General features: G+C 56.5%; 24 protein-coding genes. 17 read left to right on the top strand and 7 right to left on the bottom strand.

Annotated features, from left to right (window positions below; genetic code table 11):
• The first annotated feature begins 117 nt into the window (after positions 1-117).
• The 3 genes from I6G83_RS13815 (at position 118) to I6G83_RS13825 (ending at position 2,043) form a co-directional block, all read left to right on the top strand.
• Entirely contained in the window at positions 118-960 is an 843-nt protein-coding gene (locus I6G83_RS13815; RefSeq protein WP_015671512.1) for an AraC family transcriptional regulator, read from the top strand.
• A 70-nt stretch (positions 961-1,030) separates the two neighbouring features.
• Positions 1,031-1,735 carry an AzlC family ABC transporter permease gene (locus tag I6G83_RS13820; protein WP_054304982.1) on the top strand — a complete coding sequence of 235 codons (705 nt, stop codon included), beginning with the start codon at positions 1,031-1,033 and terminating at the stop codon, positions 1,733-1,735.
• Positions 1,732-2,043: an AzlD domain-containing protein gene (locus I6G83_RS13825; RefSeq protein WP_015671514.1), complete on the top strand. Its 312-nt coding sequence runs from the start codon at positions 1,732-1,734 to the stop codon at positions 2,041-2,043. The genes I6G83_RS13820 and I6G83_RS13825 overlap by 4 nt, the downstream gene beginning before the upstream one ends.
• Before the next feature lie 104 nt (positions 2,044-2,147).
• Here the strand turns inward: I6G83_RS13825 and ompC are convergent, their stop codons facing one another.
• Positions 2,148-3,245, bottom strand: a complete 1,098-nt coding sequence (ompC, locus tag I6G83_RS13830) for a porin OmpC (RefSeq protein ID WP_054304981.1) — start codon at positions 3,243-3,245, stop codon at positions 2,148-2,150.
• A gap of 268 nt (positions 3,246-3,513) precedes the next feature.
• Here ompC and I6G83_RS13835 point away from each other — a divergent pair, with 268 nt between their 5' ends.
• Positions 3,514-4,167 (top strand): glutathione S-transferase family protein, encoded by a 654-nt coding sequence (locus tag I6G83_RS13835; protein WP_015671516.1) that lies wholly within the window; start codon positions 3,514-3,516, stop codon positions 4,165-4,167.
• A 103-nt stretch (positions 4,168-4,270) separates the two neighbouring features.
• A complete protein-coding gene (dinG, locus tag I6G83_RS13840) occupies positions 4,271-6,472 on the top strand; it encodes an ATP-dependent DNA helicase DinG (protein ID WP_054304980.1) in 2,202 nt (733 codons plus the stop codon).
• Here dinG and I6G83_RS13845 read toward each other — a convergent pair.
• Positions 6,469-6,906, bottom strand: coding sequence for an Lrp/AsnC family transcriptional regulator (locus tag I6G83_RS13845; RefSeq protein WP_015671518.1), 438 nt, complete (start codon positions 6,904-6,906; stop codon positions 6,469-6,471). The genes dinG and I6G83_RS13845 overlap by 4 nt on opposite strands.
• Before the next feature lie 136 nt (positions 6,907-7,042).
• Between I6G83_RS13845 and I6G83_RS13850 the strand changes: the two genes are divergently transcribed.
• The 8 genes from I6G83_RS13850 to I6G83_RS13885 all read left to right on the top strand — a co-directional run bounded on the left by I6G83_RS13850 (position 7,043) and on the right by I6G83_RS13885 (position 13,891).
• On the top strand, positions 7,043-7,981 hold the full coding sequence (locus tag I6G83_RS13850) for a DMT family transporter (protein ID WP_054304993.1): 939 nt from the start codon (positions 7,043-7,045) through the stop codon (positions 7,979-7,981).
• 41 nt (positions 7,982-8,022) lie between these two features.
• The gene (locus I6G83_RS13855; RefSeq protein WP_054304979.1) at positions 8,023-8,655 is read left to right on the top strand and encodes a LysE family translocator; all 633 of its coding nucleotides are present in this window, start codon (positions 8,023-8,025) and stop codon (positions 8,653-8,655) included.
• 77 nt (positions 8,656-8,732) lie between these two features.
• The gene (locus I6G83_RS13860; protein ID WP_054304978.1) at positions 8,733-9,101 is read left to right on the top strand and encodes a DUF1493 family protein; all 369 of its coding nucleotides are present in this window, start codon (positions 8,733-8,735) and stop codon (positions 9,099-9,101) included.
• Between the two features lie 333 nt (positions 9,102-9,434).
• A complete protein-coding gene (locus I6G83_RS13865) occupies positions 9,435-10,517 on the top strand; it encodes a DUF262 domain-containing protein (protein ID WP_054304977.1) in 1,083 nt (360 codons plus the stop codon).
• On the top strand, positions 10,517-11,302 hold the full coding sequence (locus tag I6G83_RS13870) for an MAE_28990/MAE_18760 family HEPN-like nuclease (protein WP_152972170.1): 786 nt from the start codon (positions 10,517-10,519) through the stop codon (positions 11,300-11,302). The genes I6G83_RS13865 and I6G83_RS13870 overlap by 1 nt, the downstream gene beginning before the upstream one ends.
• 196 nt (positions 11,303-11,498) lie before the next feature.
• Positions 11,499-12,101, top strand: coding sequence for a tyrosine-type recombinase/integrase (locus I6G83_RS13875; protein ID WP_054304976.1), 603 nt, complete (start codon positions 11,499-11,501; stop codon positions 12,099-12,101).
• A gap of 304 nt (positions 12,102-12,405) precedes the next feature.
• Positions 12,406-13,137 (top strand): hypothetical protein, encoded by a 732-nt coding sequence (locus I6G83_RS13880; RefSeq protein ID WP_072186059.1) that lies wholly within the window; start codon positions 12,406-12,408, stop codon positions 13,135-13,137.
• 214 nt (positions 13,138-13,351) lie between these two features.
• Positions 13,352-13,891: a DUF2058 domain-containing protein gene (locus I6G83_RS13885; RefSeq protein WP_054304974.1), complete on the top strand. Its 540-nt coding sequence runs from the start codon at positions 13,352-13,354 to the stop codon at positions 13,889-13,891.
• A gap of 64 nt (positions 13,892-13,955) precedes the next feature.
• On the opposite strand, the gene I6G83_RS13890 is transcribed toward I6G83_RS13885, so the two are convergent.
• Positions 13,956-14,654, bottom strand: a complete 699-nt coding sequence (locus tag I6G83_RS13890; protein WP_054304973.1) for an RluA family pseudouridine synthase — start codon at positions 14,652-14,654, stop codon at positions 13,956-13,958.
• A 112-nt stretch (positions 14,655-14,766) separates the two neighbouring features.
• Positions 14,767-15,114, bottom strand: a complete 348-nt coding sequence (gene yajD, locus I6G83_RS13895) for an HNH nuclease YajD (protein ID WP_054304972.1) — start codon at positions 15,112-15,114, stop codon at positions 14,767-14,769.
• A gap of 179 nt (positions 15,115-15,293) precedes the next feature.
• On the opposite strand from yajD, the gene gcvA reads away from it, so the two are divergent.
• The 3 genes from gcvA to I6G83_RS13910 all read left to right on the top strand — a co-directional run bounded on the left by gcvA (position 15,294) and on the right by I6G83_RS13910 (position 18,013).
• The gene (gene gcvA, locus I6G83_RS13900; RefSeq protein ID WP_054304971.1) at positions 15,294-16,199 is read left to right on the top strand and encodes a transcriptional regulator GcvA; all 906 of its coding nucleotides are present in this window, start codon (positions 15,294-15,296) and stop codon (positions 16,197-16,199) included.
• Between the two features lie 75 nt (positions 16,200-16,274).
• A complete protein-coding gene (locus I6G83_RS13905; protein WP_054304970.1) occupies positions 16,275-17,102 on the top strand; it encodes a DMT family transporter in 828 nt (275 codons plus the stop codon).
• 20 nt (positions 17,103-17,122) lie between these two features.
• Complete coding sequence (locus tag I6G83_RS13910; RefSeq protein WP_054304969.1) at positions 17,123-18,013, top strand: oxidoreductase; 891 nt, start codon at positions 17,123-17,125, stop codon at positions 18,011-18,013.
• 77 nt (positions 18,014-18,090) lie between these two features.
• On the opposite strand, the gene I6G83_RS13915 is transcribed toward I6G83_RS13910, so the two are convergent.
• The 3 genes from I6G83_RS13915 to I6G83_RS13925 all read right to left on the bottom strand — a co-directional run bounded on the left by I6G83_RS13915 (position 18,091) and on the right by I6G83_RS13925 (position 19,920).
• Positions 18,091-18,519, bottom strand: coding sequence for a GFA family protein (locus I6G83_RS13915; protein WP_072186058.1), 429 nt, complete (start codon positions 18,517-18,519; stop codon positions 18,091-18,093).
• A 240-nt stretch (positions 18,520-18,759) separates the two neighbouring features.
• Positions 18,760-19,167, bottom strand: a complete 408-nt coding sequence (locus tag I6G83_RS13920) for a tautomerase family protein (protein ID WP_054304968.1) — start codon at positions 19,165-19,167, stop codon at positions 18,760-18,762.
• 276 nt (positions 19,168-19,443) lie between these two features.
• On the bottom strand, positions 19,444-19,920 hold the full coding sequence (locus I6G83_RS13925; protein ID WP_054304967.1) for a GNAT family N-acetyltransferase: 477 nt from the start codon (positions 19,918-19,920) through the stop codon (positions 19,444-19,446).
• Between the two features lie 93 nt (positions 19,921-20,013).
• Here I6G83_RS13925 and I6G83_RS13930 point away from each other — a divergent pair, with 93 nt between their 5' ends.
• Complete coding sequence (locus I6G83_RS13930) at positions 20,014-20,946, top strand: LysR family transcriptional regulator (protein ID WP_054304966.1); 933 nt, start codon at positions 20,014-20,016, stop codon at positions 20,944-20,946.
• Positions 20,947-21,029: the final 83 nt, after the last annotated feature.

Here is a 21,029-nt window from a genome sequence, read left to right on the forward strand (position 1 = left end):
CTCTGAAAACCGCCGCCAACCGCCATTTATGACTCTTTTTGCGGGCGGATGCGGTCAATTTTGTACAAAACCGCATGGACGGCGGATGCTAGAATAAGCGCTATGACGGAGGTGACGATGACCAGGCAAACGGCCCGCGGGCGACAAGAACAGACGCACTTTATGCACGTCGACGAGCTCGGCGGGCTGGAAGTGCTGCAGGCCAGCTATCTGCGTCAGACCTTTTCCCGCCACAGCCATGAAGGCTACTGCATCGGCGTGATTGACGACGGCGCCCAGCGTTTCTACCGCACCGGCGGCGAGCACGTGGCGCCACACGGCAGCATTATTCTGGTGAACGCCGACGAGATCCACACCGGCAGCTCGGCGGCGGACAACGGCTGGGCCTATCAGGCGATGTATCCCAACCCGGAGCTGCTGGCGCGGCTGTCGCGCGATTTAAAGAGCTGCGCCGGCGGCGCGCCCTATTTCCCTCAGGCGGTGGTGCACGACGTCGGGCTGGCGGGGCAGCTGCGGCTGGCGTTCGGCATGCTGCAAAGCAACGAAAACCGCCTGCTGAAAGAGACCATGCTGTTCTCCGCGCTGACCTGGCTGATGATGCGCTACAGCAAAACCCGCGTGACGCCGGCGACGCAGAGCCGGGCGCAAAGTCAGGTGGCGCTGGTGAAGGCGCTGCTGGATGAGTACCCGGAAGTGGACGTCTCGCTGCTGGAGCTGGCGGAGCGGGTCTCCCTCAGCCCCTATTACCTGCTGCGGCAGTTCCAGCGGGTGACCGGCCTGCCGCCGCACGCCTATCAGATTCAGGCGCGGCTGCGTAAGGCGCGCGGCCTGCTCAAGCAGGGCCACGGCGTGCTGGAAAGCGCATTGGCCTGCGGCTTTCACGATCAGAGCCACTTCCACCGCCATTTCCGCAAGTCGATAGGCGTCACCCCCGGCGACTACGTCAACTCGCTGCGCTAAGCGGGCAATTACATACAATACCGCGACGTTGCGGCCACGCTAGGCTGCGCTTTTTATCACGGAGCGCGCCATGACCCATTCATCTTTACCTATTCCGACGCCGCGCCTGCGGCCCGCGCTGCAGGGGGCGCTGGCGATCTTGCCGCTGTGCCTGGCGGTGCTGCCCTGGGGGATCCTCGCCGGTTCGATGGCGCTGCAGAGCGGCCTGACGGCGTCGCAGGGGCTGGGCATGTCGGCGATTGTATTTGCCGGCGCTTCGCAACTGGTGGCGATGGGGATGATTAAAGGCGGCGCCGGGCTGCTGGCGATTCTGTTGTCCACGTTCTTTGTCACCGCGCAGCATTTCCTGTACGCGCTGCGGCTGCGGGCGGGCATTGCGCCGCTGCCGCTGCGCTGGCGGCTGCTGCTGGGCTTTTTACTCACCGACGAGCTGTTCGCCCTGACCGGCGACCACAGTGCCGCGCGCTTTGACCGCTGGTATGCGCTGGGCGCCGGGCTGACGTTTTATGTCTGCTGGCTGCTCACCACCTGGCTGGGGATCGCCGCCGCCGGCAGCATTGGCAATCTGGACGCGTACGGGCTGGATTTTTCCATTGCCGCGACGTTTATCGCCATTGTGGTGCCGCTGGTGCGCAGCCTGCCGGTGCTGGCCTGTGCGCTGACCGCGCTGCTGCTGTCGGTGGTGCTGCACCACTATCAGATCCCCGGCGCGCTGATTATCGCCAGCGTCGCGGCGATGCTGGTGGGGCTGCTGTGCAGCAGGGAGGCGTCATGATTTGGCTGACCATACTGCTGATGGGGCTGGTGGTGTTTTTTAACCGCTACTGTTTTCTGGCGCCGGGCCTGCGGCTGCGGCTGTCGCCGCGTCTGCATAAGCTGCTGGGATTTTCGGTGCCGGCGGTGCTCAGCGCTATCAGCGGGCCGATCGTGATGTACGGCGATGCCGGCTGGCGCGGCGTGGCGGATAACCCGTACCTGTGGGGCGCGCTGTTTGCGGTGATCCTGGCGTTTTTCCTGCGCAATACGCTGATTGTGGTGGTGCTCAGTCTGCTGATGTTTATCACCCTGCGCGGGCTGCTGTGAGCCGGCGGTGAAAATAAAAAAGCCGGGCGCAGCCGGCCCGGCAAAGTAACGCTGGTAATCAACTGGCCGCAGCCATCAAGAGACGCAGTGGTGGTTACGCGCGTTTAGAACTGATACACCAGACCGACGGCGACCACGTCGTCGTCTGACAGGCCCAGTTTATTGTCGCTGTCGAGCTGGTTGATTTTATAATCCACATAGGTGGACATGTTTTTATTAAAGTAATAGTAGGCGCCGACGTCGATATATTTCACCAGGTCGGCATCGCCGATATTTTCAATATCTTTGCCTTTCGACTGTACATAGCCAATTGACGGACGCAGGCCAAAGTCGAATTGATATTGCGCCACCAGTTCAAAGCCCTGCGCCTTATTGGCGAAGCCTTTTACCGCCGTGCTGTTCTGGTTAATGGTCGCGGTGCCGGACAGCGGCACGATATTGCGGCTTTCTGAATAGGTGGCCGCCAGATAGAGGTTATTGTTGTCATATTTCACGCCGGCCGCCCAGATATCCGCCTTGTCGCCCTTGCCGTAGTCGCCCAGCTTTTGCGCGCTGGTGCGGTTGGAGGAGGCATAGGCGGCGCCAAAGCTCAGGCCGTCCACCACTTCATAGCTGGATGACAGCCCCCAGCCGTCGCCGTTGGCCTTGCTGGCCGCGCGGTCGTCATTCTCGTTTTTGCCCTGATACTGCACGGCGAAGTTCAGCCCGTCCACCAGGCCGAAGAAGTCGTTGTTGCGGTAGGTGGCGACGCCGTTGGTGCGGCCGTTCATAAAGTTGTCGGTCTTGATATAGGCGTCGTCGCCGAACTCCGGCAGCATATCGGTCCAGGCGCCGACGTCGTAGATAATGCCGTAGTTGCGGCCGTAGTCGACGGAGCCGTAATCACCGAACTTCAGGCCGGCGAAGCCGAGGCGGGTTTTGCTGTCTCTGGTGCCTTCGGACTCGGCGTGGTTGACGGCAACCTGGTATTCCCACTGGCCGTAGCCGGTCAGCTGGTCGTTAATCTGCGTGGAGCCTTTAAAGCCGAAGCGCACGTACGATTTATCGCCGTCACTGTCGGCCGCGTCGGAAAAATAGTGTAATCCTTTTACCTTGCCGTACAGATCCAGTTTATTTCCGTCTTTATTATAAATTTCTGCCGCGTAAGTCGAAGGTGCAATAAAAAGCGCCGGAAGCATAACGGCGAGAAGATGACGTTTCATGGTTGTCCCTGCTTTTTTGAATGAAAAGGCTATCGCCACTATTTATGGCTATTACCGCTGCCGGAATGATGGCAGCGCAGATTTTTTACCAAGGTTGTGTGATGCCTTTATGACAGCACATTGATATCTGTGCTGCATGCTGAAAAACCGAGCGGGAAAGTGTGGGGCGGCTGGTCTACAGTTAAGCGTAGCGCGGCCGTTTGGCGGCGCGCGCCACAACAGCCTGGCGCAGCGGACGCGCCGCGAACCCTGCCGTTACGGAGGCGTTATGCGTGATACCTATACCCTGCTCGGCTGCCGCGGCTGCGGTTCGACCATCGTCGCCGCCGCGCTGGAGCTGACCGGCTTTCCCTGGGGCTATGAGGAAGTGGACTACGCGGCGGACAGCCCGGAGCGTGAGCGCTTACTGCGGCTCAATCCGCTGGGAGAAGTGCCCACTCTGATTCTGCCCAATAACGAAGTGATGACCGAGAGCGCGGCGATCGTGCTGCTGCTGCATGCGCGTGCGCCCCATGCGGAGCTGGCGCCGGAGGCGGGCGCGGCGACGCTGCCGCGTTTTTTGCGCTGGCTGATGTTTATCAACAGCGCGATTTACCCGACCTTCACCTACGGCGACCACCCGGAGACCTGGCTGCCGAACAGCCGCCGCCCGGAGCGGCTGGAGGAGGCGATCGCCCCGCACCGCGAGCAATTGTGGCTGCAGTGCGCCGCGGCCGCCAGCGACGCCGGGCCGTGGTTTCTCGGCCGCACCTTCAGCGCGCTGGATCTGTATATCGCCGTGATGTGCAACTGGCGGCCCGGCCGCCGCTGGTTTCTGCAGCACTGCCCGCAGCTGACCGCCATCGCCGGGCGGGTGGAGCAGCTGCCGCTGCTGAATGCGCTGTTTCAGGCGCACTTCGACCACGTTGCGCCGCTGGAATAATGCGCGGCGCTGCGCAAAGCGGACGATGCGTCGCTCAGCCGGGCTGACGGCGCGCCTCGTCTGTGGGACAATAGCGCCATCATTTCGTTTAGATAAGAGTTGAATGGCGCTCACCTCCTCAGTTAAAGATCAGATCGGCAAGTGGTACAAGGCCCTGCAGCAGCAAATACCGGACTTTATTTCCCGCGCGCCGCAACGGCAGATGATTGCCGACGTCGCCAAAACGCTGGCGGGCGACTACCCGCGCCACCTGGCGATTGAAGCGCCGACCGGCGTCGGCAAGACCCTGTCGTACTTGATCCCCGGCATCGCCGTCGGGCGCGACGAAGGCAAGCCGCTGGTGGTCAGCACCGCCAACGTGGCGCTGCAGGACCAGATCTACAGCAAGGATCTGCCGCTGCTGAAGAAAATCATCCCGGACCTGAAGTTTACCGGTGCGTTCGGCCGCCGGCGCTACGTGTGCCCGCGCAACCTGGCGGCGATGAGCACCGACGTGGCCGAGCAGGGCGATCTGATGCTGTATCTCGACGAGGACGAGCTGGCGCCTTCCAACGGCGAAGAACAGGCGCTGTGCCAGAAACTGTCAAAATCCCTGGCCCGCCACGAGTGGGACGGCCTGCGCGACCACTATGCGCAGTCGGTTGACGATACGCTGTGGGCCAAGCTGAGCACCGACAAGGCCAACTGCCTGGGGCGCAACTGCCACTATATCCGCGAGTGCCCGTTTTATCTGGCGCGCAAGGAGATTGAGAGCGCCGACGTGGTGGTCGCCAACCACGCGCTGGTGATGGCGGCGCTGGAGAGCGAATCGGTACTGCCCAACCCGAAAGAGCTGCTGCTGGTGCTGGACGAGGGCCACCACCTGCCGGAGGTGGCGCGCGACGCGCTGGAGATGGAAGGGGAGATCACTGCGCTGTCCGCCAACCTGCAGCTGGATATGATCGTGCGGCAGGTGGAACTGTGCATGACCCAGTACCGGCCGAAGAATCCGCCGGGGCTGGCGAATATCGAGCGGCTGAAAAACCACTGCGAGGAGCTGCGCGAGCTGATGCAGGCGTTTGAACATCAGGTAAGCGCTTACTTGCCTGGCGACGGCGCGGCGGCGGAGCACCGCTTTGAGATGGGCGCGCTGCCGCCGGAGATGGTGGAGAGCTGCGCGCGGCTGTTCAAACTGACCGACGGGCTGCGCGGGCTGGCGGAGTTTATTCTCAACGACCTGAGCGAGCAGACCGGCAAGCACGATATCGTGCGTCTGCACCGCACGATTTTGCAGATGAGCCGCACGCTGGGCTATCTGGAGGCGATGAGCAAGCTGTGGAAGCTGGCGGCGATGGATAAATCCTCCAACGCGCCGATCTCCAAATGGGTGACGCGCGAGGTGCGCGATAACGTCACCCACCTGTATCTGCACTGCGTCGGCATCCGCGTCAGCGATCAGCTGGAGAAGCTGCTGTGGCGCAACGTGCCGCACGTGGTGGTGACCTCGGCGACCCTGCGTTCGCTTAACAGTTTCGCCCGCCTGCAGGAGATGAGCGGCCTGAACGAAAAGGCCGGCGACCGCTTCGAGGTGCTCTCCTCGCCGTTCAACCACGTCGAGCAGGGCAAAATCGTCATCCCCGCCATGCAGTTTGAGCCGTCGATGGCCAACGAGGCGCAGCATCTGGAAGAGATGGCGCGCTGCTTCCGCGCCGAGGTGGCCGGCGGGCAGCACAAGGGCATGCTGATCCTGTTCAGCAGCAACCGGGCGATGCAGACCTTCCTCAGCTACGTCACCGATTTACGGCTGATGCTGCTGGTGCAGGGCGACCAGCCGCGCTACCGGCTGGTGGAAGAGCACCGCAAGCGGGTGGAGAAGGGCGTGGCCAGCGTGCTGGTGGGGCTGCAGTCCTTCGCCGAAGGGCTGGATCTGAAGGGCGAGCTGCTGACGCAGGTGCACATCCACAAGATCGCCTTCCCGCCGATCGACAGCCCGGTGATCCTCACCGAAGGCGAGTGGCTGAAAACCCTGAAGCGCTATCCGTTTGAGGTGCAGAGCCTGCCCAGCGCCTCGTTTAACCTGATCCAGCAGGTCGGCCGGCTGATCCGCAGCAACCAGTGCTACGGCGAGATCATGATTTACGACCGCCGGCTGCTGACCAAAAGCTACGGCTCGCGCCTGCTGGCGGCGCTGCCGGTGTTCCCGATCGAACAGCGGGCGGTGCCGGAGGCCGACAAGGCGCACCTGGCGGCGCTGAAGTCGGCCGCCGACGCGGTCAAAAAAGAGAAGAAGAAGGGCAACCCGTTCGCCCGCCGTCGTCGCCGTTAAAGCGCCAGCGGCGGCAGGCGGCGCTTCACCGGCGTGGTTTTCACAATTGAGGTGTTGCTCTGCGCCTGCTCGGCCAGCCGATCGAGGATCTGGTCGAGCTGCTCCAGCGAACGCGCCGCCAGCCGTATGATAAAGCAGTCTTCCCCGGTCACCTTGTCGCACTCCACCACCTCCGGAATGGCGGCGACCATCTGCTCCACCTTCTTCAGCATCCCCGGCAGCGGCTTGAGGCGCACCAGCGACTGAAAGCCGTAGCCCAGCGCCTGCAGATTGACGTTCAGGGTGTAGCCCTGAATCACGCCGCTCTCCTCCAGCCGCCGCAGCCGTTCTGAGGTGCTCGGCGAAGACAGCCCCACTTTGGCGCTCAGCGTTTTCAGCGACATGCGCGCGTCCTCTGCCAGCAGCGCCAGAATTTGGTGATCGATAATATCCATAGCAACCTTGTTAGGTAAGTAATGTATTCAGCCTTTAATAAAAAGGAAGTTAAGCATATCTGCCTGCTTTTGGCTATGGAGCGCGGCGGCAAAAGGTTGCAAGCTAATGCAATTACTGACGCAGGGGATACAGACGATGAAGGCAGAGATAAAACGCGGTTCGCTGGAGATGGTGGCGGCGATGCTGATTTCCGGTTCGATTGGCTGGTTTGTGCTGATGTCCGGCCAGCCGGTGATTAACGTGGTGTTCTGGCGCTGCGCCATCGGCGCGCTGGCGCTGCTGCTGGTATGCGGCCTGCTTGGTCAGCTGCGTGCGCCCGGGCTACGGCGGGCGACGCTGCTGATTGCCGTCGCCGGCGGTATCGCGCTGGTGCTGAACTGGCTGCTGCTGTTCAGCGCCTACCGCTATGCGTCGATCTCCATCGCGACGGCGGTATATAACACCCAGCCGTTTATGCTGGTGGTGCTGGGGGCGCTGTTTCTGGGGGAAAAACTGACGCTGCGCAAGCTGCTGTGGCTGGCGCTGGCCTTTGCCGGCATGGCGCTGGTGGTGCTGGCGCAACCGCAGCAGGCGGGCGCGGGCAGCCAGTATCTGCGGGGCATTTTGCTGGCGCTGGGGGCGGCGTTTTTCTATGCGCTGATGGCGCTGGCGGCCAAGCGCCTGACCGGCACCCCGCCGCAGCTGATCGTGTTGATTCAGGTCAGCGTCGGCGCGCTGATGCTGTTGCCGCTGGTGGACTTCCACGCCGACGCCAGCGCCGGGCAGTGGGGCATGCTGATGGCGCTGGGGGTGGTGCACACCGGGATGATGTTCGTGCTGCTGTACGGCGCCATCCAGAAACTGCCGACCCACCTGACCGGTTCGCTGTCGTTTATCTATCCGGTCGCCGCCATGCTGGTGGACCGCTGGGCCTTTGCGCACCAGCTGTCGCTGGCGCAGCTGGCCGGCGCGGCGCTGATTCTGCTGGCCGCCGCCGGGATGAACCTGCTGGGCGAACGCCGCCGGCCGCAGCCCGCCGTTGAAAAGTGTGAAATTGTGCCCGCCGAAACTGGAAAAACGCCGTCGCTGAGGTAGATTAATAGCTTGCTCACTTGGCTAACATAAGCGGGAATATCATGATCGACCTCTCTACCCTGGCGCTGTTTTCCGCCGCCAGCCTGGCGCTGACCGTTACCCCCGGGCCGGATATGCTGCTTATCGCCTCGCGCAGCATCAGCCAGGGGCGGCGCGCCGGCTTTGCCTCGCTGGCGGGGATCCAGCTTGGCACCTATTGCCACGCCCTGGCGGCGGCGCTGGGGCTGTCGCAGCTGTTTGTCGTCATGCCGCTGGCCTATGACGCGGTGCGGGTGATGGGCGCGGCCTACCTGCTGTATCTGGCGTGGAAAACGCTGCGTTCGGGCGGCAGCCTGCAGGCGTCCGCCGGTCTGGCGCCGGTGGCGGTCGGGCGCATCTTCCGTCAGGGGCTGTGGACCAATATCCTCAACCCGAAAATGGCGCTGTTTGTGCTGGCGCTGTTCCCGCAGTTTATCAACCCGCAGGCCGGCTCGGTGGTGGTGCAGATGCTGGTGCTGGCGACGGTGCTGAATCTGGTGGGGCTGGCGGTGAACGGCGGCGTGATTATGCTGGTCAGCGGCATGAAGAGCCGCTTCGCCGGTCGCCGCATCAACGCGCGCTGGCCGAACTATCTGCTGAGCGGAGTGTTCGCCGCGCTGGCGTGCAAGCTGCTGCTTTCCAGCCGGCAGTCGTGAGGGAAGGGCCTCCGCCTGCGGGGGCCGTAATTGCTGCCGCTGGAGCCGGGCGGCGACAGGTTAAGGATGACAAAGGAATGGACAACAAGCCGCACAACGCCGATATCGCTCAGCAGGTGTTTGATTGGTACGATGCGAAATGGAATCTGCGTACGCCTTTCAGCCAGAAGAAACCGCTGACGCCAGACACCAGCCTGTCTACGGGCAACTATCCCTGGATCTGGGAAGATGGCCTGGAGATCATGGAAGAGTACTTCGAGCTGTTCAACGTTGACAGTTCAGGGTTTAACTTTATGCGCTACTGGCCGCAGGAGATCGGCGTAACCTCCGCCGTGCTTGGCTGGCTCTGTCCCCGAAATAAGAAAAGAAAATACCAAGAGCCTGAAGCGCTGACTATTGCCATGATGATGGAGTCTGCTAGGGTGGGAAGGTGGTTGGATGGGTGATTGGGGGTATTTGTATGTGGGGCACGTTGGTATGGAAGCTGGGTCGAGAGCCGGTTTTGTGCCAGAAGCGGTCATTACTAGCCTATGCTGCAATAATTCTTTGGGGGGCAGGTACAGCATCACGGCTGGCTCACAATGCTTCCCCCACCACGCCTGCCCGCTTTATTGGGTGGTTTTAATGCAGTTGCATTGCTAAAGCTTGTCACCATCGGTTCTTTGGGAAGACAATAGATGCTTCATTTTTAATGCAATTACATGTAAATAACGGCATACTTTGTGAATCATGTATTGTGGTAAAAATAGCCGTTTTAAATGTCGTTTCGTGGAGAAAATATGACCAATCTCAAACATAACCTCGATGAGCTGCAGCAAGTAGCAAAAGAACGCACAGTCAAAACGCAAACTATCGAATATGATCTGGAAACTTTAGTAAAAAAAATAAAAAGAAACATCATAACGCTTAATCCTGAGTATCAACGAAAACACCGTTGGGATGATGAAACATCATCAAGACTAATTGAAAGCCTTATACTTAATATACCGATACCTTTTATCTACATCTCCCAAGATGTTGATGTTGACGAGGAAATAGATTCTGAGTCATCACGTTTCTCGGTCATCGATGGACAGCAGCGTCTTACTGCAATTTATAATTTCTTTGAGAATAAATATCAACTGCAAGGTTTAGAAGTTCTTGACAAGCTCAATGGGGCATTCCATAGAGATTTACCTCCATTTTTAATGAGGCGCCTCGAAGAAAGAAGCATCAGATGTTTGCGAATTGACTCTACGCTTGACCCGCAAGTGAAGTATGACATATTTGAAAGGCTGAACTCTGGATCGGTAAAGTTGGAGTCACAAGAACTGCGCAATGCAACATGCAGAGGGCCATTTAAAGACCTCGTAAAAAGATTGTCAAAAAATGAGCATTTCATATTGGCATGTAAATTAACACCTGATAGTTCCCGCGTTAAAAAAATGGAAGATGAAGAGCTTGTACTGCGTTTCTTCGCCATAAACTACTTTGATAGCTATAGGGATTACAAAGGGAAGTTCAAAAATTTCCTGACTAGTAAGATGAATTCATTTAACAATCTACCTATAAAACAGTTAGAGGAAATGGAAAGGTTGTTTAATGATACGTTTGAAGCTATTAGGGAGTCTAATATAGATTATCCTTTCACTAAGTATCGGGTAACAGTCGATGGCTTTGAAAAAATGTCTGATTTTAATTCTGCGGTGTATGATTCAATTACACACCTCTTTATTGAAAGCTTGAGAAAAGAAACAGTTGTTACGTCCGAAAAAATTCTCGAAATGTTTTCAGATCCGGATTTTTTTGCAGCATGTGAAGGTAGTGTAAATGATGTTGTTAAACTGAATACAAGGATTAATAAGGCAAAGGAAACAGCATAATGGCTACATTCATTGCGGATTATCTTGATACCGTTGATCTTCAGTGGAGAGAAGTTGATATTTTAGTCGATGAAGCGGTTCGTGTTCAGGAGTCAAATGAGCATTTATATAATGCTCTTTGTCGCTCGATTACAGTTTTGATTGTTGCTCATATGGAAGGGTTTGTTAAAGGTGCAGTCAAAAACATTATTAGCGATTACGCATCCATAACATTTAAAGAGTTACCAACCTCGATTAAAAGAACTTACTGTAAAAAATATTTAGGGTTTGATGAAAAAGCGTTTTCCGGATATCAAAGTGCAATCCTGTGCCTAATGGATGATTTAGAGAAAACAGATGACTTCAAAATTTCTCCTGAACCATTTATATCGGATAGAAACAGAAATCCAAAGCCAGATGTCATTGGTAATATAGCGTCAAGATTTGGGGTTGGAGATATTTTTAAAAACCTACACGATTCAAAGTTTGATAAGATCTTTTTGATGACATCCCCACAAATTAAAAATGCTCTTAAAGTTATCTCTGCTTTAACCAAGCGAAAAGTTTGTGATTTTCCTTATAGAGTAAGAAAAAATGCTTACAATACAAGTCCAACATCATATCGTGGGCGAAGTTTATGGCAGACTTTTTTAGATGATTTAAATCAAAAACGTCATAAAATAGCCCATGGCAATGATTTTGCGAACGCTACGGACATTAACTCACTTGTTGATCTTAAAGATAAAGTCAGAATACTTCAGTACTCATTTTTATTAATTATTTGCTCTGAGTTATGTAATGCATAAATAAAGTAGGTAATATTAAATGGCGGCAATTTTGCTGCCACTTAAAAACTGTCAATCATGTGGTGTAAAAATAACTTATAGCATTGTAAGTATCCCTGCAAAAGGAACCATTCACTTTAACAGATATGTCAATGTCTGCTGCTCGCTCATAAGAGACAACCATACTCAAATCTCCCACATTGCAGGAGATTTGAGTATGAACACATCACCGTGGAACAAAGACCGCATCATCAGCCAAAAAAGACCACTTCAGATATCTCATATCTGGGGGATCCGAATCCGGCTTGAACTGGAAGGCAAAACGCGTGATTTAGCTCAGTTCAATATGGCCCTGGACAGTAAGCTACGAAGCTGTGATCTGGTCAAACTCAAAGTAGCTGATGTTGCAAATGGTAGCTCTATTTCAAGCAGAGCAACGGTGTTGCAACAGAAAACTGGTAGCCCTGTGCAATTTGAGATAACCAAAGGGACAAGAGAAGCTGTTGCTGCATTGATAAAACTTGGCAATTTGCATACTAAAAACTTCTTGTTTCGGTCTCGAATCGGAGCTAACCGGCACATATCAACTAGGCAATACAGCCGAATCTTTCATGGGTGGGTAGAAAAGCTTGGCCTCGAAGCTTCGCTTTACAGCACACATTCCATGAGAAGAACGAAACCTTACCTGATATACAAGAAAACCAAGAATCTCCGGGTGATCCAACTTCTGTTGGGCCATAAGAAACTGGAAAGCACAATCCGTTATCTGGGCATTGAAGCCGATGATGTGTTAGAGATCTCTGAATCGATTGAAGTCTAAGGAAGGTTATCAGGGCTGCAACAGCAGCCCTGTGCCAAGAGCAGCCTGCCATCCCGTGTTGATCGACAGAGTGTAGATCAGCTACAGCAGGCCTGTGTCAGAAAGGGACTTGCATATGCTATTAATTTTGGTTGAAATGCGAATTTCTTAACTTATGCTATTGCATTAATGCAGCGAGATATTGTAAGTTTTTAGCGGGCGATGGTGTAAGGGGAAACACACTCCTATGGAGAGTATTTGTGAGGTTCGAATCCTCACCGCCAAAGGTAATTCAACGAGTAGCCTTTGGCGGTGGTAATTTAATATGTCAAGACTCCCTTCTAAAATTTATAAATATCACGTTGCCAACCTTCGAGAGTTGCAATTGGCTTTGGGTCATACAGGTCGACTTGCTCGTAAAGAAATCGCTTCGAAAGATCCTCAGCAGGGGCTAAGGTCTCTTCTTCGTCTTTACTCATTCTTGGTTGGAGCATGGATTGAGACTCGCCTTAGAAAGTTACTACATGAAGAATTCGGTTTTACTGAGTCTGAACGTAATCAAATTGAGCAGAAATCATCGCAACTTGAGCAATGGAAAGAAACTGTTGATTTAGCTTTTCGCAAGCATCATAAAATAACTAAAGCCCCTCTGGATGAAAGGAGTCTTGGGATAGCACATGCCGCACGAAGAGCAGCATTACATGATGTTTTGTCGAATGAGCTACGAATCCTGATAGAAATACGAAACAAGCTAGCACATGGGCAATGGATCTATCCCTTCAATAATGAAGGAAATGCTGTGGAACCTGATAAATTTAAATTAATCAATAAAGAAAACTTGCAGTCACTCCAATTCAAATATTCATTAGCGGAGCATTTAGCTGACGCTGTACATGATTTGGTTGTAAGTCCTACGACATTCGAACGAGATTTCGAAAGCCATTTTAAAAAATTATATCAAGTACGAACAAACTTAGTGACAAAAGACTACGAAAAATATAAAGCAAGTTTAGTATTAAGTAGAGAGAAATCTCGTGCTGCTAGAACGCAGCAATAGGTTCATGAGATTCTCTGATACTTGTTACCTTAGTAAGCCTTAAATTTTTAGAAATTCTTTTACGTCCGCTCCTCGCTCATAGCAACCGCTTAGCTTTATGTCGGGCGCGGACATTGTATCCAGTTCACTCCTCTCAACCCCACTCAACCCTAGCCCCCCCTCCACCAATGCCGCTATAATCCCCACAAATTTCTCAACGGGTTTAGAAACGAAGATGGCAAAACTCACCTTACAAGAGCAACTGCTGAAGGCAGGGCTGGTGACCAGCAAAAAGGCGGCCAAAGTCCAGCGTACGGCGAAAAAATCACGGGTTCAGGCGCGTGAGGCCAGAGAGGCGGTGGAAGAGAATAAAAAAGCGCAGCTGGAGCGCGATAAGCAGCTCAGCGAGCAGCAAAAGCAGGCGGTGTTAGCCAAAGAGTACAAGGCGCAGGTGAAGCAGCTGATTGAGATGAACCGCATCGTGCCGGCAAAGGGCGATATCGGCTTTAACTTCACCGATGGCAATCTGATTAAGAAAGTGTATGTGGATAAGACCACGCAAACCCAGCTGATCAGCGGCCGTCTTGCCATCGCCCGTCTGGCCGTTGATAGCAGCGGTGAGAGCGAATACGCGATTATCCCCGCCAGCGTCGCCGATAAAATTGCCCAGCGTGATGCAAACAGCATTGTGTTAAACAGCGCGCTGAGTGAGGAAGAGCAGGACGAAGACGATCCGTATGCCGACTTTAAAGTGCCTGACGATCTGATGTGGTAAACAAGGTTTGCCGCTGCGGCGTATGAAGAGTCCTGACGGGCTTTTCATGCCGCTGTCGCTATCGTCAGAACGGACAATCATGCCGGATGTTGAACGCTTCTTCGCTGACGGGATGAACAAAGCGCAGCTCGCTGGCATGCAGCATCAGTCGCGGGGTTTGTTCGGCGCCCGGCGGCAGCAGGCCGCCGTACAGGTCGCAGCCGAGAATCGGGTGGCCCAGCAGCTGGCAGTGAATGCGTAATTGATGAGTACGCCCGCTCTCCGGGGTCAGCTGCACCCGCGTCAACGGCAGTGACCGCCCATCTTCCAACCGCTGTGAAAAACGTTCGATGACCCGATAGCGGGATTTGGCGGGTTTACCGTGGATGGCACAAATCGACATCAGCGGAAACAGCGCCGGGTCTTTGGCAATCGCCGCGTTTATCACCCCCTCATTATCCTGCAAATGTCCGCACAGCAGCGCGCCGTACACCTTGGTCACTGTGCGCTGGCTGAATTGCCGGCAGAGGGCGGCATTGATCGCCTTGTTGCGGGCAATCACCATCAGCCCGGAAGTGCCGAAATCCAGACGGTGAACCAGCGTGCAGCCGGGGAACAGCTGTACCAGCCGGTGATGCACCGAATCGAGATTGCGCGGATTTTTGCCGGAGAGGCTGAGCAGCCCGGCAGGTTTGTTGATGATCGCCAGGTGTTCGTCCTGATAGAGGATGTCTATCTGCGCGTGACACGGCGGGGCAATAAAGGTATCGACAATCGTAGACATCGGGCGGCCAGCAAGAAGGGGGGCTGCGGATAATAGCGGATTCTCAGCCGGCTGGCGATCCGGCAGTCGTTAAATAGTAACGTTCGCCCCGGCCCGGCTGAGACGCCTGCGCTTATTTCTTCTTGTTCATCATCGCCTGGAGTTCGGCAAACGGGTTGTAGGTGGCCGTGCCGACATCTTTCTGCGCGTCTTCCCCCGCCACCACGCGGGTGCCGTACTGGTCGGCTTCCGTGTACTTCGAATGTTCGTGGTCATGGCAGTACAGGCACAGCAGCTCCCAGTTGCTGCCGTCTTCCGGGTTATTGGTGTGGTCGTGATCGATATGGTGAACCGTGAGTTCACGCAGGTTTGAATAGACAAATTCCCGCGAGCAGCGTCCGCACACCCAGGGATAAATTTTTAGTGCTTTTTCACGGTAGCCGCTTTCCAGCCGCGCGTAGTTTTTGGGGATAAAAGCCATTGCCTGTGTCACCTGTCAGCAAGAAATAATGTCCCCAATATATCGCAAAACGGGACGGCAGGGCATCTTGGCTGCCACAGGCGCTGCCTGCCGGTTTTACTTCTCTTGTGCGCCGTATCTTTTTCCGGGCGTCCGGCCTATGGTGTTATGAGTATTAGCTCATTCACAGGAACGGCATGATGCGCGATCTTCCCCCGACGGCCACGCTGCGCACTTTTGAAGTCGCCACCCGTCACACCACCTTTACCTCCGCCGCGGCTGAGCTGTTTATTACGCAAAGCGCGGTCAGCCATCAGTTGAAGAATCTGGAAGAAATCTGGGGGCTGCAGCTGTTCGAGCGCGGCAAGATCCTGCGTCTGACGCCCGCAGGCGCCGCGCTTGCTCCTCTGGTGCGCGAGTTCTTCGGCAAGCTGGAAACCACGCTGGCCGATCTGCGTGAGCAAAAAGGCCGGGTGCGCCTGCGCGTTAACACCACCTACTCGTTCGCGCTGAAGTGGCTGCTGCCGCGCCTGCCGGAGCTGGCGCGCTTACATCCGGAGATCCTGGTCACTCTGGAAAGCACGGACGAAGCGATTAACTTCGCCAGCACCGATTCCGATGTGGCGATCCGATTCGGCCACGGCAACTATCCCGCGTTGCACACCGAGTTTATGTTCCGCGAACAGCTGTTCCCGGTTGCCAGCCCGGCCCTGTTGCGGCGCTTTGGCACCCCGGCGGAACCGGCTGAACTGCTGCGCTATCCGCTGCTGACGCGCGACGGCGCCGATCTGGTGCCGAAGTGGGACGTCTGGTTTAAGCTGACCGGCGTCAATACCGATGTGCTGCACGAAAGCGTGCGCTTCGCCGATACCAATATGACGATTGAAGCCGCGCTGCTGGGGCAGGGGATTGCACTGGCGCGCAGCGGGCACGTTGAAAAAGAGATCGGCGACGGCAGTCTGGTGCGGCTGTTTGACGTGCCTTTTCCTTCGCCGGCGGCCTATTACTTCGTCTGCCCGCAAGGTATCGAAACGCAGCCGCACATTATCGCGTTCCGTCACTGGCTGCTGGCGGAATCACGGCAGGCGCAGCATAGCTACCGCTAAGTTATGAGTATTTGCTCATGCTGCGATGACGACACTTCACTGTTCATCCGGGCCGCTGCTGCTTAGTATCGCCGTATGCCTGGACACATTATTTTTCTCACGCTGTTCGCCGCGCTGCTGCATGCCGGATGGAACACCTTATTACGCGGCGGCGCTGACCGGCTGTGGTCGATGACCATCATGTGCCTGACGATCGCCGTGACCTGCATCGTCATTGCGCTGTTTCTGCCGCCGCCCGCGGTCGCCAGCTGGCGCTACGCGCTGCTGTCGGCGCTGCTGCACGTCGGCTATAACCTGTGTCTGGTGCGCAGTTATCAGCACGGGGAACTCGGGCAAACCTACCCGATTGCGCGCGGCTCTTCGCCGCTGATGGTGACCTGTGGGGCGGCGCTCTTCGCCGGGGAGAGCATCGATGCGGGCACCCTTGGCGGCATTGCGCTGGTGTGTGCGGGGATTTTGCTGCTGGCGGTGAGGCGGGGCAAGCCGGCGATGCCGGGTCTGCGCTATGCGCTGGCAACCGGGGTTTTTATCGCCGCGTACAGCGTGGTGGATGGCATGGGCGTGCGGGTATCCGGCAACGCGCTCGCCTATACCGTGTGGATGAGCGCATTATGGGGCGTGCTGATGCCGCTACTGTATATCGCGCTGCGCGACGGCAGGAGTTTACTGCGCCGGCGGCCCGGTATGCTCCATGCGGCGGCCGGCGGCCTGGTTTCGCTGCTCGCTTACGGCATCATCATCTATGCCATGACGTCGGCGCCGATGGGGGCGGTTTCAGCGCTGCGTGAAACCAGCGTGCTGTTTGCCGCCGTGCTGGGCGCTCTGTTCCTCGGCGAAGCGTTAACGCTGCAAAAAGTATTGGCGTGCTCCCTTATTGCCGTTGGCACGCTGTTGATCGGTTAATCAAAACAGGAGAACGCCAGATGTCTGACCATCCTACGCTTGCCCTGCTCGGGCCGGGCGCCATCGGCACCACCATTGCCGCGGTACTGCACGACGCCGGTCGCACGCCGGTCCTGTGCGGGCGTACCGCCCATTCGCAGCTGATTTTGCGTCACGACGATGGGGAAACCGTGGTGCCCGGTCCGGTGCTGAACAATCCGGCGGCGATCCAACGCCCGTTCGATCTGCTGTTTGTGGCGGTGAAAACCACCCAGATTGCCGACAGCGCCCGCTGGCTGGCCGCGCTGTGCGACGAAAACAGCGTGGTCTGCGCGCTGCAGAACGGCGTCGAGCAGGAGGCGCTGCTGGCGCCCTACGTCAACGGCGCCAGGGTGCTGCCTTCGGTGGTGTGGTTCCCGGCGCAGCGCGAGCCGGATGCCTCCGTATGGCTGCGCGACACGCCGCGCCTGACGCTGCCGGATGTGCCGCAGGCAAAACGGGTGGCGGATGCGCTCAGCGGCACGCGCTGCGCGGTTGAGCTGTCGGCCGACTTTGCCTCCGTCGCCTGGCGCAAGCTGCTGCAGAACGCGGTGGCGGGCCTGATGGTGCTGGCTAATCGCCGCGCCGGGATGTTTACGCGCGAGGATATCACGGAACTGGCGCTGGCCTATCTGCGCGAGTGCCTGCGCGTAGCGCGCGCCAACGGCGCGCAGCTGAGTGATAACGTTCCGCAGGAGATTGTCGAACGCTTTCACCGCGCCCCGGCGGATTTGGGCACCTCGATACTCGCCGACCGGCAGGCCAACCGCCCGCTGGAGTGGGATATCCGCAACGGCGTGATTCAGCGCTACGGCCGCCGGCAGGGGATAGCTACGCCCATCAGCGATGTGCTGGTGCCGCTGCTGGCGGCGGGCAGCGAAGGGCCGGGGTGAGGCCGGGGGAAGGGTTGGGCTAACGGCCCGGATTGATGACGGGGCCAGCCGTTTCGGCGGGCTGGCCTGAAGATGGCCTAAGCCGGTATGTCCAACAGCTTTAAAAGTGACTGCAGTGAATCGACAGGCCCGGCATGGTCTATGTCGGAACGGGTGGTGTCCCAGGGCATGGCATCATCCGTGCAGTAATCCCCAACGCACTGCATATCACAACGTTTATCCAGTAAACCAACCGGGATCCAGACATATGGCAGACCACGCAGCACATTGGGTACGGTAGAGCCGCATGTGGAGCAGAAATCCGTGCGATAGCCCGTTGGTCTGGACCATGAGGCGATATTGTTTTCTCCTTTAAGCCAGAGAAAATCGCGGGCATTTACGATGGTCGCCAGATTGTGGCCCACTCCGCTTTGCTTTCTGCAAAGTGAACAGTGGCAACGGTAAAACTTTGAGGGTTCTGCCGATACTTCAAATGCGATTGTTCCGCACAAACATGCGCCTTTCATTCAAATTTGCTCCGGGGTCAGCTACGTCATCTTATAAAGCGAGATTATTGGCTTTTTATACCTTAACCGCTGGAGATAGCGCAGTATTTTTCTGTATGTCCGACCTGAATTTTGTATCACTAACCAAAGGTGGCGGAATTGCTGGCGGCGGGCAGCGAAGGGCCGGGGTAACGCGGCGACGTGCAACGTTTACGCTATTAACTGGGGCCAGGATGGCCCTGCAGCCAGAATAACCCGTTATTAGTTGTAAAACTCGTCCTTATGCTGATAGCGATACTCTTGCGTGATGCCGGTATAGCCATAGGACGCCGCTTTACAGTCGATAATATGAACGTTCGACTGCGGGTGTAGATTACCAATGGCCTGTTCCATCGCGTCGTAAATTGCTTTTTGGTATGCCGCTTTCTGGTCTTTGCTACAGGTTTCATCCACGACCGTAACTTCAAGCCTGAACGAGTTTTTACCCCATTCCGCCAGGCTCCGGCCATCAATAAACCAGTCGTCGTCATCGACATGTCTGACTATCACCATGGTTTCGAAGCTATTTTTCTTTAAAACATCGCAGGTAATCTGGGTCGCCAGACGTACGCATTCGTTGGTTAACTTTTGATTTTTTAAGCCAGACAGCGTCAGGGTAATACCAGGCATAACATGTCCTTAATTCGATGGCATAGTGGTTAAATGGCGGCAGGAAGCGTCATATTTTATCAGTCATTAAAATTGCATGATTGAGGCTATGCGCACAATAGGCGAAGGTCAAAGGGAAGGGGGGCAGGCCGCTTTACTGCGGCCACGCTCAGGCCTCGAATTACGCTATTAGCCGGCGTTTGCGATCGGTAATGTTTTATCTGGCTCACGGTGAACCTGACGGGATAAAGGCAGGACAGGAAGATCCCGCTCCGGCGGGATCTGCTTATCGCGCGGCTATTCGGCAAATTTCAGCAGCGCGTCACCATCCAGGCGGTAGCGCACCCATTCGGACTGCGGCAGTGCGCCGATGCTCTGGTAAAAATCAATGGCGGGCTGGTTCCAGTCCAGCACGCTCCATTCCAGGCGGCCGCACCGGCGTTGCACGGCGCATTGCGCGATATGTTTCAGCAACGCCCGGCCCGCGCCCTGGCCGCGATAGGCCGGGGAAACGTACAAATCTTCCATATAAATACCGTTGCGTCCGAGCCATGTGGAATAGCTGGTGAAGAACACGGCGTAGCCGACGATGTTGCCTGCTATTTCGCCGATCAACGCTTCGGTGTTACTGCCTGCGCCAAAGAGCGTTTCCCGGATCTCATCCGGCGTGGTAACCACTTCCTCCGGCGCTTTTTCATATACCGCCAGCTCATAGATCATCGCGTAAATTGCCGCCGCATCTTCCGGGCGGGCCTGACGAATGGTGATGCTCATGGGTTTTCCCTGTTATTTCTGCGTGATGTTGAGATTGATGGCGTTCAGCATAAGGGGTATCGTCCGAAGAATTAAGTGCAATGAAATCACCCAATGATGAATATTATGCATCCGGCGCTGCGGCGCCTTGATTTAAACCTGCTGCCGGTTTTTGACGCCATTTATCGCCACCGCTCCGTTCGCCTGGCGGCGGATGAGCTGGCGATGAGCACCTCGGCGCTGAGCCATGCGCTGTCGCGGCTGCGCACGGCCCTCAATGACCCGCTGTTTTTCCGCGAGGGCCACCGCATGTGCCCCAGCGTGTATGCCGCCCAGCTCGCGCCCTCGATTGCCTCGGCGCTGCAGTTCCTCAACCAGCAGCTGGCCCCGCAGCCGGAGTTTACGGCCGCCACCAGCAGCGAGCGTTTGCAGATTGCGATTACGGACTTTACCGCGTTTTGCATTTTTCCCGCCCTGATGCACAAGCTGCAGCACGCGGCGCCCGGCCTGCGCCTGGAGTTGCGCTATTTACCCCACAGCCCGGCGCTGACGGAGCTGTTGGCGGGCGAAGTGGATCTGGCGCTTGGCTTTAGCACCACGGATGATAGCCGGCATCCGGAGCTGGACGAGATCGGCTGGTTTGACGATGAGTATGTCGTCATCAGCAACGCAGGCCGGACGCGGCTGACGCTGGAGGATTACCTCGCTGCCCGCCATCTGGTTGTCACGCCGTGGAATGAGAAGCAGGGAGTGCTGGATTTACGGCTTGAGCAGCTGGGCCATACGCGGCAGATCGCGCTCAAAACGCCGTCGATGCTCAGCGCGCCGTTTATTGTGGCGGAAAGCGACCTGCTGATGGCGATCCCCCGTTTTGCCGCCGAAAAGCTGGTTGCGGCAGCGGATATCAAGATTTTTGCCTTACCGTTCGCGATACCCAGGTTTGAGGTGAAGATTTACTCACATAAGCGCAGCGCTCAGCGGGGGGCGACCCGCTGGCTGAAGGCGGAGCTGCAACAGCTGGCGCAGGCGTTGCATTTAGGGCGGTGAAGCGTCTTGCTGGCTGGTGGTGAGCGCGTGGCCGATGGGCGGTTCAGACTTCCCGCTGGTCAGAACGCGCACTTTTCCATGCA

This window comes from Serratia rubidaea (assembly GCF_016026735.1).
GTDB lineage: Bacteria > Pseudomonadota > Gammaproteobacteria > Enterobacterales > Enterobacteriaceae > Serratia_B > Serratia_B rubidaea.

Coding starts and splice junctions, on each gene's coding strand:
- I6G83_RS13815 (WP_015671512.1), top strand. CDS start 118: ATGACCAGGCAAACGGCCCGCGGGCGACAAGAACAGACGCACTTTATG.
- I6G83_RS13820 (WP_054304982.1), top strand. CDS start 1,031: ATGACCCATTCATCTTTACCTATTCCGACGCCGCGCCTGCGGCCCGCG.
- I6G83_RS13825 (WP_015671514.1), top strand. CDS start 1,732: ATGATTTGGCTGACCATACTGCTGATGGGGCTGGTGGTGTTTTTTAAC.
- ompC (WP_054304981.1), bottom strand. CDS start 3,245: ATGAAACGTCATCTTCTCGCCGTTATGCTTCCGGCGCTTTTTATTGCA.
- I6G83_RS13835 (WP_015671516.1), top strand. CDS start 3,514: ATGCGTGATACCTATACCCTGCTCGGCTGCCGCGGCTGCGGTTCGACC.
- dinG (WP_054304980.1), top strand. CDS start 4,271: ATGGCGCTCACCTCCTCAGTTAAAGATCAGATCGGCAAGTGGTACAAG.
- I6G83_RS13845 (WP_015671518.1), bottom strand. CDS start 6,906: ATGGATATTATCGATCACCAAATTCTGGCGCTGCTGGCAGAGGACGCG.
- I6G83_RS13850 (WP_054304993.1), top strand. CDS start 7,043: ATGAAGGCAGAGATAAAACGCGGTTCGCTGGAGATGGTGGCGGCGATG.
- I6G83_RS13855 (WP_054304979.1), top strand. CDS start 8,023: ATGATCGACCTCTCTACCCTGGCGCTGTTTTCCGCCGCCAGCCTGGCG.
- I6G83_RS13860 (WP_054304978.1), top strand. CDS start 8,733: ATGGACAACAAGCCGCACAACGCCGATATCGCTCAGCAGGTGTTTGAT.
- I6G83_RS13865 (WP_054304977.1), top strand. CDS start 9,435: ATGACCAATCTCAAACATAACCTCGATGAGCTGCAGCAAGTAGCAAAA.
- I6G83_RS13870 (WP_152972170.1), top strand. CDS start 10,517: ATGGCTACATTCATTGCGGATTATCTTGATACCGTTGATCTTCAGTGG.
- I6G83_RS13875 (WP_054304976.1), top strand. CDS start 11,499: ATGAACACATCACCGTGGAACAAAGACCGCATCATCAGCCAAAAAAGA.
- I6G83_RS13880 (WP_072186059.1), top strand. CDS start 12,406: ATGTCAAGACTCCCTTCTAAAATTTATAAATATCACGTTGCCAACCTT.
- I6G83_RS13885 (WP_054304974.1), top strand. CDS start 13,352: ATGGCAAAACTCACCTTACAAGAGCAACTGCTGAAGGCAGGGCTGGTG.
- I6G83_RS13890 (WP_054304973.1), bottom strand. CDS start 14,654: ATGTCTACGATTGTCGATACCTTTATTGCCCCGCCGTGTCACGCGCAG.
- yajD (WP_054304972.1), bottom strand. CDS start 15,114: ATGGCTTTTATCCCCAAAAACTACGCGCGGCTGGAAAGCGGCTACCGT.
- gcvA (WP_054304971.1), top strand. CDS start 15,294: ATGCGCGATCTTCCCCCGACGGCCACGCTGCGCACTTTTGAAGTCGCC.
- I6G83_RS13905 (WP_054304970.1), top strand. CDS start 16,275: ATGCCTGGACACATTATTTTTCTCACGCTGTTCGCCGCGCTGCTGCAT.
- I6G83_RS13910 (WP_054304969.1), top strand. CDS start 17,123: ATGTCTGACCATCCTACGCTTGCCCTGCTCGGGCCGGGCGCCATCGGC.
- I6G83_RS13915 (WP_072186058.1), bottom strand. CDS start 18,519: ATGAAAGGCGCATGTTTGTGCGGAACAATCGCATTTGAAGTATCGGCA.
- I6G83_RS13920 (WP_054304968.1), bottom strand. CDS start 19,167: ATGCCTGGTATTACCCTGACGCTGTCTGGCTTAAAAAATCAAAAGTTA.
- I6G83_RS13925 (WP_054304967.1), bottom strand. CDS start 19,920: ATGAGCATCACCATTCGTCAGGCCCGCCCGGAAGATGCGGCGGCAATT.
- I6G83_RS13930 (WP_054304966.1), top strand. CDS start 20,014: ATGATGAATATTATGCATCCGGCGCTGCGGCGCCTTGATTTAAACCTG.